Annotated in this window: 13 protein-coding genes; all 13 read left to right on the top strand. The window is 71.1% G+C overall.

The window, feature by feature from the left end; all coding sequences use genetic code 11:
• The first annotated feature begins 34 nt into the window (after positions 1–34).
• The 13 genes from H6726_11880 to H6726_11820 all read left to right on the top strand — a co-directional run bounded on the left by H6726_11880 (position 35) and on the right by H6726_11820 (position 15,496).
• Positions 35–2,035 (top strand): WG repeat-containing protein, encoded by a 2,001-nt coding sequence (locus H6726_11880; GenBank protein ID MCB9658337.1) that lies wholly within the window; start codon positions 35–37, stop codon positions 2,033–2,035.
• A gap of 122 nt (positions 2,036–2,157) precedes the next feature.
• Positions 2,158–3,183, top strand: a complete 1,026-nt coding sequence (locus H6726_11875) for a hypothetical protein (protein MCB9658336.1) — start codon at positions 2,158–2,160, stop codon at positions 3,181–3,183.
• On the top strand, positions 3,180–3,731 hold the full coding sequence (locus tag H6726_11870) for a sigma-70 family RNA polymerase sigma factor (protein MCB9658335.1): 552 nt from the start codon (positions 3,180–3,182) through the stop codon (positions 3,729–3,731). The genes H6726_11875 and H6726_11870 overlap by 4 nt, the downstream gene beginning before the upstream one ends.
• Positions 3,728–4,672 carry an outer membrane protein assembly factor BamD gene (gene bamD / locus H6726_11865; protein ID MCB9658334.1) on the top strand — a complete coding sequence of 315 codons (945 nt, stop codon included), beginning with the start codon at positions 3,728–3,730 and terminating at the stop codon, positions 4,670–4,672. Before H6726_11870 ends, bamD begins: the two co-directional genes overlap by 4 nt.
• A complete protein-coding gene (locus tag H6726_11860; GenBank protein MCB9658333.1) occupies positions 4,669–5,961 on the top strand; it encodes a hypothetical protein in 1,293 nt (430 codons plus the stop codon). Before bamD ends, H6726_11860 begins: the two co-directional genes overlap by 4 nt.
• A 154-nt stretch (positions 5,962–6,115) precedes the next feature.
• Positions 6,116–7,900 carry a hypothetical protein gene (locus H6726_11855; protein ID MCB9658332.1) on the top strand — a complete coding sequence of 595 codons (1,785 nt, stop codon included), beginning with the start codon at positions 6,116–6,118 and terminating at the stop codon, positions 7,898–7,900.
• Between the two features lie 72 nt (positions 7,901–7,972).
• Positions 7,973–9,889, top strand: coding sequence for a right-handed parallel beta-helix repeat-containing protein (locus H6726_11850; GenBank protein ID MCB9658331.1), 1,917 nt, complete (start codon positions 7,973–7,975; stop codon positions 9,887–9,889).
• 40 nt (positions 9,890–9,929) lie between these two features.
• Positions 9,930–11,099: a hypothetical protein gene (locus H6726_11845; protein MCB9658330.1), complete on the top strand. Its 1,170-nt coding sequence runs from the start codon at positions 9,930–9,932 to the stop codon at positions 11,097–11,099.
• Positions 11,100–11,151: 52 nt separating this feature from the next.
• Complete coding sequence (locus tag H6726_11840) at positions 11,152–11,601, top strand: hypothetical protein (GenBank protein ID MCB9658329.1); 450 nt, start codon at positions 11,152–11,154, stop codon at positions 11,599–11,601.
• A gap of 100 nt (positions 11,602–11,701) precedes the next feature.
• Entirely contained in the window at positions 11,702–12,352 is a 651-nt protein-coding gene (locus tag H6726_11835) for a TetR/AcrR family transcriptional regulator (GenBank protein MCB9658328.1), read from the top strand.
• Entirely contained in the window at positions 12,349–13,350 is a 1,002-nt protein-coding gene (locus H6726_11830; protein ID MCB9658327.1) for an efflux RND transporter periplasmic adaptor subunit, read from the top strand. Before H6726_11835 ends, H6726_11830 begins: the two co-directional genes overlap by 4 nt.
• The gene (locus H6726_11825) at positions 13,347–14,399 is read left to right on the top strand and encodes an ABC transporter ATP-binding protein (GenBank protein MCB9658326.1); all 1,053 of its coding nucleotides are present in this window, start codon (positions 13,347–13,349) and stop codon (positions 14,397–14,399) included. The genes H6726_11830 and H6726_11825 overlap by 4 nt, the downstream gene beginning before the upstream one ends.
• A complete protein-coding gene (locus H6726_11820; GenBank protein ID MCB9658325.1) occupies positions 14,396–15,496 on the top strand; it encodes an ABC transporter permease in 1,101 nt (366 codons plus the stop codon). The genes H6726_11825 and H6726_11820 overlap by 4 nt, the downstream gene beginning before the upstream one ends.
• The last annotated feature ends 198 nt before the right edge of the window (positions 15,497–15,694 follow it).

The following is a 15,694-nucleotide window of genomic DNA, read 5'->3' as shown; positions in this document are numbered from 1 at the left end:
GTGATGGCGGGGGCGGCCCTCCGAGCACGAGGGCATGGCCGGGCGCGAGGGTTTGATCGAGTCGATGCGGGGTGACCGCGAGGAGGTCGAGATGAATGCAGGGGTGTTCGGTGCGTTGACGATCACGTTCGAGTCTGCCGCCCAGAAGAAGGCCTGGCTGGCCACGCCGCTCGTCGCGGGGCAGGCCACGCTCGATGCGGCAAAGCTGGCGTGCGAGGACTCGGACCTGTTCGGCAGCGCCTTCACGGTGAAGGCCAAGTCGCTGAAAGCCGCGCTCGAGGCGCTGACCGACATGGGCTTCGAGATCGAGAAGCGTCACGTGGACGCGTGGGAGAAGACCACGCTGGAGGGCGCGCCGGCCATCGGGCTGCGCACGAAGGGCGAGCTGACCGCCAAGACCGACGCCAAGGCCTGGCTCGCGTTCCTGGAGAAGGCGGCCAAGCGCGGCGACACCTTCTTCGGCGTCACCAACGCGGCCAAGCGCGTGACGGTGCTGGCCTACTTCGGGGGCTACGACGAGTACACGCACGCGCACGAGGGGTTCATGTTGGCGCTGGCCACCGCCACGGACGCTGGTGCACAAGGGACGCTCGCCTTCGTGGGCGACGCCGGCATGCTGGACGAGGCCGTGTACCAAGGGGTCCGCCGCGTCGACGGGGCGCTGGTGGGCACGCGCTACGAGGAGCCGCAGGACCTGACAGAAGCGCTGTACGACGCGTTGCTGAAGGACCACGACCTCGACCCCGAGGCCATCTCGGCCGGACGCGCCGCGTGGTTGGACACACACGCGGAGAAGAAGGTGCTGCTCGAGCGCGGGGGCAAGGCCGCCCTCATCCGAGCGGACGGCACGTTCATGGTGGAGCCGCGCTACATCGGGCTCGGCAGCCCGCGCGAGGGGCGTATCAGCTTCCGCCCCGACGGCGCCCTCTGGGGCTACCTGGACGAGGGCGGCGCCGTCGCGGTCGAGCCGGCGTTCCTCTCGGCGAGCGACTTCCACGAAGGGCTCGCGCGGGTGCGGGTGGAGACCGAGCGCGTGGTCGTGAGCGAGTACTCGGCGCGCGTCAGCATGAAGTATGGGTTCATCGACCCGAGCGGCAGCTGGGCGATCCCGGCCGTCCACGACCAGGTCGAGAACTTCGCGGGAGGGCGGGCGATGGTCACCGTGGGGGGCAAGGTCGGGTTCCTCGACCCACGCGGAGAGCTGGCGGTGCCGGCCGTGTACGACTTCGCGATGGCCTTCGTGGATGGCTTCGCCCTGGTGTGTGAGGGCAACCGCTACGACGGCGGCAAGTGGGGCTTCGTGGGTCCCGACGGCGACGCGCTGGTCGCGCCGCGATTTCGCAGCGCGGGCGCGTTCTATCAGGGCTTCGCGCCGTTCCTCGACGACTCGGGCACGTGGGGGCTGCTCGACACGAAGGGCGCCGTGGCCCTCAGCCCGCGCTTCCGCGAAGCGGCGTTCGTGCAAGAGGAGCGCATCCTCACGCGCGGTGAAGGCGGCTATGGCGTGTTCGACATGCAGGGTGAGGTCGTGCTCCCGGCGAGGTTCCGGCGGATCACACCGCGAGGGATCGTGTACGACGCGCTGTGCGAGGACGGGCGCTTCGAGCTCTACGGTCGTGACGGCGCGCGCCTGGGTGAGCTGCGCCTGGCGGAGCTCGGCGACCTCGGCGATGGTCGCCTCACGGCGCGCGCCGAGCCCGGAGGCCCGTGGGGCTACGTGGACATGGACGGGCAGTGGGCCCTCGCGCCGCGCTACGCGCAGGCGTACCCCTTCGGGGACGGGCGCGCCATCGTGGTGGACGAGGGCGGCGTCGCCGTCATCGACTCGGAAGGCAGCGTGATCGGGCGCCCGGAGAACGGCTACATCGGCAGCGCCACGGCGTTCTACCCGTGTGGCTTCGCGGTGCTGGCGCGCCATGGCTCGCACGCCTTGGTGGACAGAAGCGGCGCGTTGGTCATCCCCTTCCACCTGAGCGCGACGTACCTGAAGTACCCGGGCGCTGCGTGGGTGGAGTACGCGCGGCCCGATCGCTAGGGGACGCACACCCCAGACGCTACGTGCCACCCCGCACCCAAGGAACCCAAGGACGGGTTCGCCTTCGCGCGTGGGTGAGAATGCCATGGCGGGCACGTCCGTTTGCGCGTCAGAATGCGCGCGTGCGCGTGACGCTGCTCACCATCGCCCTCCTCACCTGCGCAGTGAGCGGGGGGGCCCACCCCGCGGCGGCCCAAGACGCACCGGACGACGCCGAGCTGCAGACCGCCGTGCTCGACCTGCGCATCGACCCCGCGCTGACCAGCTGTCCTTCCGAGGGCGTCATCCGCCGCACCGTCGCCGCGCACCTGGGCGCCGATCCCTTCCGGCCGGAGGCACCCCTGCGCATCGTGGCGTCGCTGCGCCGAGACGGAGACGCCATCGAGGCGCACGTCGTCGCGTACGAGGCCGACGGAACCTCCGCGGGGGAGCGCACGGTGCGCTCGCCGACGCTGGACTGCGCCGAGGTGGCGCGGGCGCTGGCGTTGGCGATCAGCGTCGCGGTGGACCCGTTCGCGATGACGCGCGTCGGCGCCGCCGACATCGCGCTGGCGCCCGAGGAGGCTGGTGACCACGAACTCGGTCAGGGAGTCGTCGTGGTGGAGCCGACGGTGGACGAGCGGCCCGAGCGGAGCGAGACACAGCCCCGGTCACCACGCTGGTGGCTCGGCTGCGGCGTGGGTGTCGCGTGGGGCGCGGTGCCACGCACGCGCCCTTTCCTGGATTGCGCCCTGAAGTACCGTTGGCCGCACGGCGTGCTCGCCACCGCCCTCCGTCAGGACTTTCGCGGCGCGGAGGAGGGGCGCAGCGGGGGCACGGCACGCGCCTGGCGCACCCGGGCCGAGCTGCGGGGCTGTGGTGCCGTTGCGGGCCAGCGCATCCTCCTGTGCGGGACCGCGGCCGCGAGCCTGTTCATGGCCCGAGGCGCCGACCTCCAGAACACCAGGCGGGGTGTGGCGTTCGTGCCTTCGGTCGGGGTCGCTGCGGGCTACCGGCACGGAGTGGGTCCGCACACCGCTCTCACCGTGCTGCTCGGGGTGGACGCCCCGCTGGTCCGTCCCGCGCTCGTGGTCCAGTACGAGACGGCGTTCACGCTGCCGTGGCTGGCTCCTTCGTTCCAAGTGCGCCTGGACTGGGGGGCGCCGTGACGGATTCGTCCGGCCGTGGTGAAACAGCAGAGGAGCGGGCGCGGTTCGAGCGCCTGTTCCGAGAAAACGTCGCCTATGTCATCCACACGTTGAGGCGACTCGGGGTCCGCGAGGCCGACCTCGAGGATGTCGCACACGAGGTCTTCTTGGTCGTTCACCGCAAATGGGCCGACTACGACCCCAGCCGCCCGCTCAAGCCGTGGCTGTTCGGCATCGCCATGCGCTGCGGAGCCGCGCAGCGACGCCGCGCGAGCGTACGGCGTGAGCTGCCGACCGACCCTCAGGCCCACACCGCGCTGCAGCGCGTGGGCACCCCTGCGGACTCGCCCGAGCTCGCAGAGCGGCGCGCGCTGGTGCACCGGGCCCTCGAGTTCGTGCACGAGTCGCGGCGACCCGTGTTGATCCTGCACGACCTCGACGGTGTCTCGATGCCCGACATCGTCGCCGAGCTGGGGATCCCGCTGAACACCGGCTACTCGCGGCTGCGATTGGCGAGGGCGGAGATGCGCGAGACGCTGAAGGCGTTGAGCGGAGGGGAGCTGCCATGAGCGACCTGGAACGACGCGACGACGAGGCTTGGCTGTCGGAGATGCTCTCGGCCGACCAGGACGTGCCAGACGTCTCCGCGGACGTGGAGAGCCGCATGCTCGCGCGCCTCGGGGAAGCCCTTGTGGCGGGTGACATCGGTGGCGACGCGGACGCCGACACAACCGCCGACGGTTCGACCGAGGGCGGAGACGCGGGCCCCAGCACGACGGGAGACGTGCCGCAGGTGGATCCCTCCGCGATGGCGAGCGCGGCGGCACCGGCCGCGGCGAGCGGCCCCTCGTGGACCTTGCTCGCCTTGGCTTGTGGCGTGAGCGCCGTGCTGGGGAGCGTGGCGGGATACGTGGCGCACGATGCGGTCTCCGCGCCCTCGGTCTCCGCGCCGCAGCCGTCGAGCGCCACGGCTGTCATCGACGGGCAAACGGCCGAGGAGCCGCTCCCCGTGGTGGACGCGCCCGCGACGCCAGCCGCCGTGGACCCACCCGCCATCGATGGTGCCGACGAAGTGCCCGCGGCCGACAGCACACGGAGCGGCGAACCCCGGCCCTCAGCGAACCCCCGACGGGGCGACGCGTCCGTCGCGGGCGTCACACGCGACGAGAGCGAGCCCGCCACCGCACCCGTGACGGAGGACGTCGCGGGCAACGCGCCCACCGAGGCCGCCGCTCGGGACGAGGCGCTCGCGGACGAGAACGCGCTCATCACGCGCGCTCAGAGCGCCCTCGCGCGTGGACGGGCCGCGGAGGCCCTCACCGCGCTGCGAGAGCATCAGCGCCGCTTCCCCGGGGGTCGCTTCGTCGAGGAGCGCGAGGCCATGACCATCCAGGCGATGGCGCGCACCGGCCAGGTGGACGCCGCCCGAACGCGCGCCGAGCGCTTCTACGCGCGCTACCCCAACAGCCTGCTCACACGCGCCGTGCGCGCGGCGGTGCGGGAGCCATGAGCGCACGCGCCCTGATGTGCTGCACGTGGGCGCTGCTGGCCATGCTCGCCGGTTCGGGCTGCGTGGACGTCTACGAACTCGGGGCCGACGACGAGCCGTGGCCCTACTTCTTTGGGCCCGAAGCGACGTGCGCGCTCGACGTGAATGGCGACTTCCAGTGCGTGGGGACGTACGCGGACGGGCGCCTCGCCATCGGCCCCATGGACTTCACGGACATGTGCGGAGCCCGTGAGTGCGCCTCCGTGTTCGAGGACAGCATGCTGAACGCTCCCGCGGACGCCGCGCTCGGGCCCGACTTCGGGTGCTTCGCCGCGCCGGACGGGGTGCAGTGCAGCGGGAGGAACACGTTCGGTCAGCTCGGCCGCGCGCCCCTCACGACTGTCGGGGACCCCGTCGTGCGCTACGTGGGCGCCAACTTCCACCCCGTGCAGATCGAAGTGGGGGTCGCGCACGGATGCGCCATCTCCGAAGAAGCCGGCGTGTTCTGCTGGGGGCTCGGGAACCAGGGTCAGCTCGGCCGCGCGGCTTCCGAGCTGGACGCTTGCGGCACACCGGATGCCGCGGACGCCGTGCGCGTCGGGCTCGCACCTGCGGAAGACGCGCGTTGCAGCACGATGCCGCTGCCCTTGCCGGGGTTCAGCGACGTGGTGGATCTGGCGGTCACGGACTTCACCACCTGCGTGCTGCGTGCCTCGGGGGAGGTGCGCTGCTTCGGCCTGGACACCTTTGGCGCGGCGGGCCTGGGCGGGGACGAGGCGCGCGTCGCCACCCCGCGCGCGCTGGACGTGCCACCGCTCGTGGAGCTGGTGGCTGGCGCGGGGCACGTCCTCGGCCTGACTGCGGGCGGAGACGTGTGGGCGTGGGGTTCCGACGCACACGGCGAGCTCGGCGGCCTCGGCGCGCCCTCTTGTGCGGGGCAGCGCTGCGTCGTCCACCCCACGCGGCTGCGGGTGGACGCAAGCGGCGGCGTGGCCCTCGGGGCGGGCACGACGTTCGTGCTGGACGACCTGCACGTGCTGCGGTCCATGGGGCGGAACGACCGAGGCCAGCTCGGGCGCACGGGCTCGATGGACAACTGCGCCGGGACGCCCTGCAGCGCGCGCCTCGAGCGCGTCGCGCTGCCCCGCCACGCCATCCACGTGGGAGCAGGCAGCACACACGCCTGCGCCGAGCTGAGCGACCACCGCACGTTCTGCTGGGGCGCTGGAGACGCTGGGCAGACGGGCGACCCTCTGCACGAGGACAGCGCCCTCCCCCGCGAGCTGCCTGGGCCACAGCCGCATCCGTAGGGCTGGCCGTGCTCATCGTGGATCGCGAGCACGCGATGGAGCGCCAGGACCGCCCACCGGCGTCCGTCGTGCCAGTCGCCGTAGCCGTGGCCTGCTGGGCCCCCGCCGTGACGGAACGCGGCACGTACGCGCAAGCAGAGGCGGAGGTCCGCCCATGTCACCTGTGCACGTCCGCTCGTTCCCGCTCCTCATCGCCCTCGCGCTCGCCCCCAGCGTGGGCTGCGGAGAGGATGACCCCGCCGCACCCGACGGAGGCGCGACCAGCGGCGACGGCGGCTCCCCTGCGGACGGGAGCGCACCGGGCGGCGACGCTGGAACATGGACGGACGGCGCGGTCGTCACGCCACCCGACGACGCGGGGGTGGTGATCACCGGGCCCCTCGGGTCGACGCGCGTCCCCAGCGCGGGGGTGGGCGGGGGCGGCTACGAGGACCACGGCTGCAGCACGGGCACGCCCGCGGACGGCTATTCGCTGCGGTATGTCGCGACGACGGGCGACGACGCCGGGCCCTCGCGTGGCACACGTGTCGCCCCGTTCAAGACGTTCGCCGCCGCGCTCGCGAGCCACAGCGGCCCCCTCGTCGTCTGCGTCGCGAGCGGCACGTACACCGAGAACGTGAACCTAGGCACCAACCGCCGAGTCGCCGTGGTCGGCGGCTTCGACGCCGGGTTCGACGCCCGCGACGCGCGTGAGAGCCCCACGCACGTCGTCGCGAGTACGGTGACCCAGTCGACGGTGCGCGCCGAAGCGCCGCGCGAGCTGCTCATCGACGGGCTCGAGGTGAGCGGCAGTCAGCGCCGCGGCATCGACGTCATCGGGTGGAGCGGGGAGCACGTGCGGGTGCGCAACGTGCACGTCCATCACAACGGGACCACATCGAACATCGGCGAGTCGGCGGCCACCGGCGGCATCGATCTGCCGGGCGGGTCGGACGTGACGGTCGAGCTCGCGTACTCGGTGGTGGAGGAGAACGACGGTTGGCACCACGGCGGCGGCGTCAACATTGGCGGGGGCGGTGACGAGGCCAACCCCATCACGCGCGATGGCAGCCACGACGGGTTCGGCAGCATCGTCAGCTTGGCCGCAGGGACGGCGTCCGTGCACCACGTGGTCATCCGCAACAACCGCCTGCACGAGCCGTCGCTCCCCCACGGCGCGGGCCTCGCCGTAGGCTGCAACGCGGACATCCACCACGTGGAGTTCGTCGGCAACGACACCACGGGCACCAACCACTACGGCGTGGGCGGTGGGATGATCGCGCAGCACGGTGTGTCCAACGACGACAGCGCGTCCGTGGTGCTCGTCCACGAGTGTTGGTTTGAGCAGAACCGCGCGGAGAAGGCGGGCGCCGCGCTCTTCTTCGACCAGACCAGCGTGGGCTGGGTCGCCAACTGCATCTTCGCGCACAACATCGGCGAAGGGACGCTGCTGGTCGACGGGGCCTGCGGCAACTCCTGCGCGGGGCCCGACGGCGACTACGACCGCAACTTCGTCACCGCCGTGTTCAACGTCTTCGCGGAGAACGAGGGCGCCGGGTTGGCCGTGCAGGACGCGACGGCGCACCTCTATGGCAACGCCTTCTGGCACAACACGAGCGCCGTGGGCGACGTGCGCTTGATGGGCGGTTCGCCGGGCGCGGACAACGTCGTGCGTGGCGACTCGAACGTCATCGTGGTCGGCGCTGGGGTGAGCACCGAGCTCACAGGGAGCGTCTCGGCGGAGGCCCTCACTCTCTTCGCGGACGTCGCCAGCGAGGACTACCACCTGCGCGCGACGGACACGGCGGCGTTCGAGCGCGTCGCGCCGAGCTACGCACCTGCCTTCGCCGTTCCGGGACCGCTCGCCCGCACCAGCGTCCCACCGCTCGACTATGCCAGCGCCGCGCGCCCCGCCGGTGGTCCCTACGTGTACGGCGCCTACGCCACGCGCGCGCCCTGACCACCTCACCGTGACGGAAAGCGCGCCATGCGCGCAAGCGGAGTCGACCCTCACCCCCACTGCGAGGAACGCATGACTCCGACACGACCACACTTGCTCGCGCGCGGCCTCTGGACCGCGCTCATCCTTCACACCTGCCTCCCTGGTTGCGGCGGTGGCGGTGCCACGCACGGAGGCGCTGACGGTAGCGTTGCCACGCCTGACAGCGCCGTGATCCCGGGCACTGACGGCGGCGTGTTCACGGGTGGGGGCCAAGCCCCCGTCGCGGTGGACTGCCAACACATCGGCAGCGGGCGCGACATCCAGGTGGGCAACCCCGCCGTCGAGAGCGGGAGCGGCATCCTGCAGGTGACGAGCATCGGCGACGTCCCGTGGGAGACCCTGGCCGCGGGTGACACCGTGCGCATCTTCCACCGCAGCGAGCCCTATCGCGAGAAGTTCACCATCGCCACGTCGGGCACGGAGGCGCAGCCCATCCGGGTGTGTGGCGTGCCCTCCGCGAGCGGCGAGCTGCCCGTGCTCTCGGGCGACATGGCCACCACGCGGTCCGCGCTCGGTTCCGTCTTCGGGGCGTACGGCAACGACAGCATGCAGCAGCGCGGCATCGTCATCATCCGCGGCGAGGAGTACGAAGAGCGCGTCGAGTGGATCACCGTCGAGGGCCTGCGCTTCACCGGCACGATGCACGCGCCCTACCACACGGAGGACGCCAACGACTTCGTCGACTGGGACGGCACCACGCGCCCCTACGACGGCGGCGCCGCGGGCATCCGCGTGCAGAAGGCCGCGCACCTGGTCATCCGCGGCAACGAGTTCGACCACCTGCAGGTGGGCGTCTACATGATCAGCCAGGACCTGAACTACGGTGAGCAGTTCATGATCCGCGACGTGCTGCTCGAGGGAAACTACTTCCACGACAACGCCCTGGTGGCCGACTACAACAAGCACCAGGCATACATCCAGGGCATCGGGTTCACCGTTCAGTACAACTACTTCGGGAGCCCGATCGCGGGCTCCCTGGGTAACGACCTGAAGATGCGCACCGCGGGCGAGGTCATTCGCTACAACTACTTCGAGAACGGGGCGCATGCGATCGACCTGGTGGACATCGAGGACTTCGTGGGCGCCGTGCAGCCTTGGCAGTTCGCGTACCAGGTCACGCAGCTCCCGAACGCGGAGCGGACGGACGCCATGACGCGACAGGCCGAAGCGTGGACCGCCTATCAGGCGACGTTCGTGTACGGGAACCTGTTCCACATGGTGGGCGAGGACGCGTGGCCCAGCGTCATCCACTACGGCTTCGACAACAGCCCCTTCGATCGTCGCCCGGGCACGCTCTACTTCTACTTCAACACGCTGGTGTACGAGACGGATGCGGCGGACGACTCGACCATGCGCGTGTTCGACTGCTGCTCGGACTTCGAGGACAGCTACTACGGCGACGACGCCGTACAGGTCGGCGGCCTCTGGCACTACGTCCACGGCGGCACCGACTACGGCCCGATGCTGCAGCAGGTGGCGGAGGACTTTCCGCTGATGCGCGCCATCGACAACGTGTTCGTGTTGAAGAGCCACACGCCCGGGCAACCGCGCAGCGACTGGGAGTGGAACCGCTGGGCGTCGGACCGCGTGTCGCTCGAGCGCAACTTCATCACCACGGGCTGGGACACGCAGGACCTCGACTCGAGCGCGACGCTGGACGGGTTCGGCATGGGCCAGATGCCCGAGTCGGTGGTGTACCCAGGCGCCAACGGCGCGCACCACGTCACGGGTGCGGAGACGCTCATCACGGGCGCGGCGCTTCCCGTGGATCTGCAGACCTTTGCGCCGCTGGCAGGTGGGCCTTTGTTCGACGAGGCCGAGGCGCTCCCCTCGGACATTCCGGCGTCGCTCCACCCGACCCATCAGGTAAGCCTGGTGCCCGGCTCACCGGGCCAGCTGAACATCGAGGCGCGCACGTCGCTCACGACGCTCGGAGCCATCGAGTAGCGCGCGTGACGGAAGCGACGAGCCATGGGCAAACCCTCCCATGACTCGTCGCTCACGCACTCTCCCCACACTCGTCGTCCCCGCGCTGCTGGTCGCCGCCAGCTGCGCGTCCACCAACGCAAGCCCCGATGGAGGCGGCTCCCAGACGGACGGCGGGCCCGCCCCCGACGCCGGCGGACCAAGACCAGATGGCGGCGGGACGAACCCCATCGTCGGCCACGGCGCGTTCTTCGAAGGGGACGCGTTCTTCTACGAAGACATCTCCGACGCGCCGGTGCGGTCGGACTCGAGCGCGATCACGAGCTGGATGGTCGACTACACCACGAACGACGCGGAGACCGGTCCACACGGCTTCGGGACCGGCTCGTCGCAGCTGCGCATCGACTTCAGCATCGTGGTGAACACGGCGCCCGCCAACACCACCAAGTACCCGTTCGACCTGGACCCGGACTACTACTACCCGCCCGACTGCGACCACGCGCCCATGCCCCTGCCGGCGGGCGGCGCCGGGGAGCAGACCTACGGCGTGGACCCCGACCTCTCGGGGCCGCTGTCGGGCTTCGAGTGCGCGGGCTTCGACGACGGCGACGACTGCCACCTGATCGTGTTCGCGCCCGAGGAGGACCGTCTGTACGAGATCTACCACGCGACCCGCAGGCCGAACGGCGACTTCATCGGTGGGTGCCAGGCCATCTTCTCGACGACGGCGGACCTGGGCAGCGAGGGGCGCGGGCAGCACTGCTCGAGCGCAGATGCTGGCGGCTTCCCCATCGCGCCGATGTTGTTCACGGCTGACGAGATCGCGGCCGGCGAGATCACGCACGCCATCCGCTTCATCCTCCCCAACCCGATGATCGTGAACCGCCACTATGTGGCGCCAGCGACCCACGCCACCAACTCCGGCGGCCCGACCAGCGCGGTTCCGTACGGGGCCCGCCTGCGCCTGCGCGCGGACTTTCCGCTCGAGACGCTCAGCGCTGGCGCACGGGTCATCGCGGTCGCGCTCCAGCGGTACGGGATGATCCTCGCCGACGGGGGGCAGGTCGCGCTGACGGCCGAGTCGGACCTCTTCTCGGTACACAGCTGGGATGAAGTCGGCGTGGACTCGTACTCGCTGTCCTCGATCGACGCGACGGACTTCGAGGTGATCGAGGCCGGGCCCTCGATCTACGACACCTGGAACTGCACGCGGACGGCGCTGACGCAGTAGCGCACCGCGCGGGATGGACCTCGGTAGGTTCGCCTGTGTACGCTTGGGCGGGATGCCGCGACCGCACGTTACAGCCCTCGTCGCTTGCTTTGCGCTCGCGAGCGCCTGCCACGACTCCGACACCCGGATCGTGGCGACGCTCTCGTGCGAGCGCGCCTTCGATGCGACGACGACCATGACCTATCAAGTGGTGGACTGGTCCGACGGATCGACGTTCGTGAGCTGCACGTTCAGCGACGACGAGCTGACGACGAGCACCGCGTACTTCTTCGTCCCGCAGCAGTTCGGCGCGGAGCGCGCCGAGTGCCCCCTGACGTACGACCTCGACGAGCCCAGCGGGGGGACCTGGAACTTTCGCGCGATGCCGAGCCCGGAGGCGACGTACAGCGACCCGGGCTCCCCCTTGGATGGCCTCGTCGAAGCGTTCGAACCCGAGGACTGCGTGACGATCCCCCACAACGATGGCGTTCGCGTGGACCGCGGGACGCGAGCCGCACCCTAGTCAGGCTCGCGACGGTCCACGACCGCGTGCGCAAGGTCGCTGCGGGTGAACGAGGCGTCGTCGGCTTGCATTTATTCATACGTTTAAATAGACTCGAGGGATGGCAAAGAAGCCCCTCGAAGAAGCCCCGCCCCCACGTCGCGGCCCGCGCCCCAGCGTCGAGGTGCGCGACGTGCTCTTGCGCGCCGCCGCCGACCTGGTGGCCGAGCGCGGACTGTCCGACATCCCCCTGCGCATGGTGGCCGAGCGCGCCGGCGTGACGCCCGCGATGGTGGGCTACTACTTCGACCGCAAGGACGGCCTGTGGGACGCGCTGGTGGTCAGTGGGATGGAAGCCATCCGCGGCGCCATCGCTCCCTCGGTCTTGGGGCAAGCTGGGGCGCCCGAGCTCGCGGTCGTGATCGAAGGCGTGATGCGCACGCTGCACGCGCGCCCGTGGATGCCCGTGCTGGTGCTGCGCTCCCTGTGGGGCGCTCCCAAGCACCGCAGCGGCGTGGCGCTGCAGCAGGCGCCCATCAACCTCGCGCTGATGCGCACGCTGCTGGCTCGCGCGCGCGTCGACGGGCGGCCGCTGCGCTCGGACGTCCCGGTCGAGGCCATCATCCTCGTCATCGTCTCCACCACGGTGTTCCCGGTGCTGGCGCGCCCTGTGCTGGAGCGCGCGCTCGGGAGGCCCTTCGACGAGGCCTTCTGTCGCGAGCTGGCGCAGTCCGTGGCCGCGCTGATCGCCCACCCCCAGGAGGCCCCATGAGACACGGTCACGGCACGCGAGATGCCGCGCGCATCGCACTGACCGCATGGCTGGTGGTCGCGGCAGGGGGTTGCGACGCCGTTCGAGAAGCCGAGCCCGAAGGACCGGAGCCGCTGCAGGGCGTGGTGGAGCACGAGACGCGGCGCCTTGGGTTCGAGGTGGGTGGGCGCGTCACGAACGTGCCCGTGCGCGAGGGAGATGGCGTGGACACGGGCGAGACGCTGGCCACGCTGGACCCCGAGCTCGCCGAGGTCGAGGTCCAGGCGCGCGCCGCCGAGGTGGCGGTGGCCGAGGCCCAGCTGACGCTGCTGCGCGCCGGGGTCCGCGTTCAGGAGCGACGCGCGACACGGGCCGAGCTGGCTGCAGCACGTGAGCAGCTGCGGGTGGCCGAGCGGCAGCGGGACCGGGTCGTCGCGCTGGCCGAGCGGGGTGCCGCGCCTCGAGCCGACGCCGACAGCGTGGAGGCCGCCTATGCCCAAGCTAGCGCCCAGGTCGCCGCGCTGACGCAGCGCTCCAGCGCGCAACGCCAAGGGCCACGCAGCGAGGAGGAGGCCGTCGCACAAGCGGGCATCGACGCCGCGCGGGTGGCCCTGCATGCCGCCGAGCTGCACCTCGCTCGGCAGCAGCTGCGAGCCGAGTCCACGGGCACGGTGCTCGAGCGCCTGGTCGAGCCCGGGGAGGTGGTCGCCCCCGGGGTGCCCGCCTTCGTCGTGGCCGAGCTGGACCATCCGTACGTCGACGTCTTCGTGCCCGAAGCTCGCGTCGCGGAGGCGCGCGTGGGACGCCCTGCGACGGTACGCGTGGACGCGCTGCCGGACGCGCTGCACGGCGTGGTCGAGTACATCGGCCAGCGCACCGAGTTCACGCCTCGTTACCTGTTCAGCGAGCGGGAGCGGCCGAGCCTGGTGGTGCGCGTCCGCGTGCGTATCGACGACCCACAGCACGCGCTGCGCGCGGGTGTCCCCGCGTTCGTGACGTGGGACGAGGCCACGCCATGAGCGACGCGCTCGCAACCACGGCTCGGCGCGCGGACCCCGAGGCCCACGGGCCGGCCGACGCGCCCCGGGACACGCCTCCGCCCGGTGGTGAGGCCGACCTCGTCATCGACGCGCGGCACCTCTCGCGCCGCTTCGGCGCGCTCACGGCGGTGCGGGACGTGTCCATCGACGTGCGGCGCGGCGAGATCTACGGTGTGCTGGGCGCCAACGGAGCCGGCAAGTCCACGACGCTGCGCATGCTGTGCGGGCTGCTGGACCCCAGCTCCGGCAGCGCCACCGTCGTGGGCTATGACGTGGCGAAGTACCCCGAGGAGGTCAAGGCGCGCATCGGCTACATGACGCAGCGCTTCAGCCTGTACGAGGACCTCACCGTCACCGAGAACCTGCGCTTCTACGCAGGCATCTATGGCGTACCGCGCCGCACGCGACGCGCTCGCGTGGACGGCGTGATCGAGCGCATCGGCCTCGGCGACCGGCGCAAGCAGCTCGCGGGGACGCTCTCGGGCGGGTGGAAGCAGCGCCTCGCCCTCGCCTGCTCCACCATCCACGAACCGCCGCTGCTGTTCCTGGACGAACCGACGGCTGGCGTGGACCCGCTCAGCCGCCGGTCGTTCTGGGACCAGATCCACCGCATCGCGAGCGAAGGCACCACCGTCGTGGTGACCACGCACTACATGGACGAGGCCGAGCGTTGCCACCGGCTGTCGTTCATCTTCCGCGGATCCGTCCTCGAGGCCGGGACACCACACGAGGTGGTCGCGCGACGCGGGCTGCGCATCGTCGAGCTGGACGTCCCCACGGGGGCGCGTGGCGCCGCGGACCTGCTGCGTGACGACCCGCGCGTCGAGGAGGTGGCCCCGTTCGGCTCGCGCCTGCGCATCGCCGTCCGCGCGCAGGACCCCTCCGACGTGGCGCGCGACGTGCTGGGTCCGCTGGGCGTGGCTTACGAGGACTGCGGCGAGCAGCGCACCACGGTAGAGGACGCCTTCGTGGCGCTGGTGCACGAAGACGAGCGCGCGCACGCCGCGTCCCGGGAGCGAGCGCCATGAGCCGCATGTGGGCCATCGCCGACAAGGAGCTGCGGCAGGTCAGCCGGGACCGCATGACGCTGGCCATGATGGTCGCGCTGCCCGTGATGCAGCTGCTGCTCTTCGGCTACGCCATCAACAACGACGTGCGGCACATGCCCACGCTGGTCCTCGACGACGACCGCTCGGCCGCCTCGCGGGACTTCGTGCGCTCGATGGAGGTGACGGGCTACTACGACGTCGTCGGCCACGTGCGCAGCTACGACGAGGTGGAGCGGGCCTTCCGCGCCGGCAGCGCGAAGGTGGCGGTCGTGTTCGCGCGGGGCTTCTCGGAGGACCTCGCGAGCGGTCGCGGCGCGGTGCTGCAGGTGGTCGTGGACGGCTCCGACCCCCAAACCGTCGCCTCGGCCACCAACACCGCAGCTGGGCTCGCGGCGGACCGCGGCGCCGTGCTCTCCGCTCGCCCCTCCCTGCCGCCGATGCGGACGGAACCCACGGTCTGGTACAACCCCGAGCTGCGCACGGCCGTGTTCGTGGTGCCCGGCATCATCGGGGTCATCCTCACCATGACGATGGTGATGTTCACGTCCATGGCCATCGCGCGCGAGCGCGAGCGCGGCACGCTGGAGGCGCTGATCGTGTCACCCATCCGGAGCGTCGAGCTGATGGTGGGCAAGCTGCTGCCCTACGTCGCGGTGGGCTACGTGCAGATCACGCTCATCCTCGCCGCGGGCCACGTGGTCTTCGACGTCCCCTTCCGCGGGTCGCTCCCGTTGCTCTACGCCCTCAGCTTCGTGTTCATCGCGGCCAACCTCGCGCTCGGGCTGGTCTTCAGCACGCTGGCAGCCACGCAGCAGCAAGCGATGCAGATGAGCTTCTTCTTCCTGCTGCCGAACATCCTCCTGTCCGGCTTCGCGTTCCCCTGGGAGGGCATGCCCACGCCCGCGCAGTGGCTGAGCGAGGTGCTGCCCCTCACGCACTACCTGCGCATCGTGCGCGGCATCACGCTCAAGGGCTCCGGGCTGACCGACGTCGTGCGCGAGCTGGGCTGGCTCAGCCTGATCCTCGTCGGGTTCGTCACGTTGGCGTCGCTGCGCTTCCAGAAGAAGCTCGGGTAGCGCGCAGGGTCGCGTTGCGGTCACACGCCCGCGAACGTAGCGCCCCTTGCAGGACTCGGTGCGTGCTCCTGCCTTCCCGGACGTGGCCGCCGACGAGGGCTTCACGGAGGTCGACGCGCTGCCGGGAGAGGGTGACTTCTCGGAGGGTTCCCCAGTCCGTGTATGAGGCGTCATCGTCCGTACACAAGATGCGCCCCA

Source organism: Sandaracinaceae bacterium, from assembly GCA_020633055.1.
Lineage (GTDB): Bacteria > Myxococcota_A > Polyangia > Polyangiales > Houyiibacteriaceae > JADJJE01.
This window is presented reverse-complemented; position numbering and strand designations above follow the sequence as displayed.

Excerpts from the sequence above, each read along its gene's own strand:
- H6726_11880 (MCB9658337.1), top strand. The coding sequence starts at position 35 with ATGGCCGGGCGCGAGGGTTTGATCGAGTCGATGCGGGGTGACCGCGAG.
- bamD (MCB9658334.1), top strand. The coding sequence starts at position 3,728 with ATGAGCGACCTGGAACGACGCGACGACGAGGCTTGGCTGTCGGAGATG.
- H6726_11860 (MCB9658333.1), top strand. The coding sequence starts at position 4,669 with ATGAGCGCACGCGCCCTGATGTGCTGCACGTGGGCGCTGCTGGCCATG.
- H6726_11855 (MCB9658332.1), top strand. The coding sequence starts at position 6,116 with ATGTCACCTGTGCACGTCCGCTCGTTCCCGCTCCTCATCGCCCTCGCG.
- H6726_11850 (MCB9658331.1), top strand. The coding sequence starts at position 7,973 with ATGACTCCGACACGACCACACTTGCTCGCGCGCGGCCTCTGGACCGCG.
- H6726_11845 (MCB9658330.1), top strand. The coding sequence starts at position 9,930 with ATGACTCGTCGCTCACGCACTCTCCCCACACTCGTCGTCCCCGCGCTG.
- H6726_11840 (MCB9658329.1), top strand. The coding sequence starts at position 11,152 with ATGCCGCGACCGCACGTTACAGCCCTCGTCGCTTGCTTTGCGCTCGCG.
- H6726_11835 (MCB9658328.1), top strand. The coding sequence starts at position 11,702 with ATGGCAAAGAAGCCCCTCGAAGAAGCCCCGCCCCCACGTCGCGGCCCG.
- H6726_11830 (MCB9658327.1), top strand. The coding sequence starts at position 12,349 with ATGAGACACGGTCACGGCACGCGAGATGCCGCGCGCATCGCACTGACC.
- H6726_11825 (MCB9658326.1), top strand. The coding sequence starts at position 13,347 with ATGAGCGACGCGCTCGCAACCACGGCTCGGCGCGCGGACCCCGAGGCC.
- H6726_11820 (MCB9658325.1), top strand. The coding sequence starts at position 14,396 with ATGAGCCGCATGTGGGCCATCGCCGACAAGGAGCTGCGGCAGGTCAGC.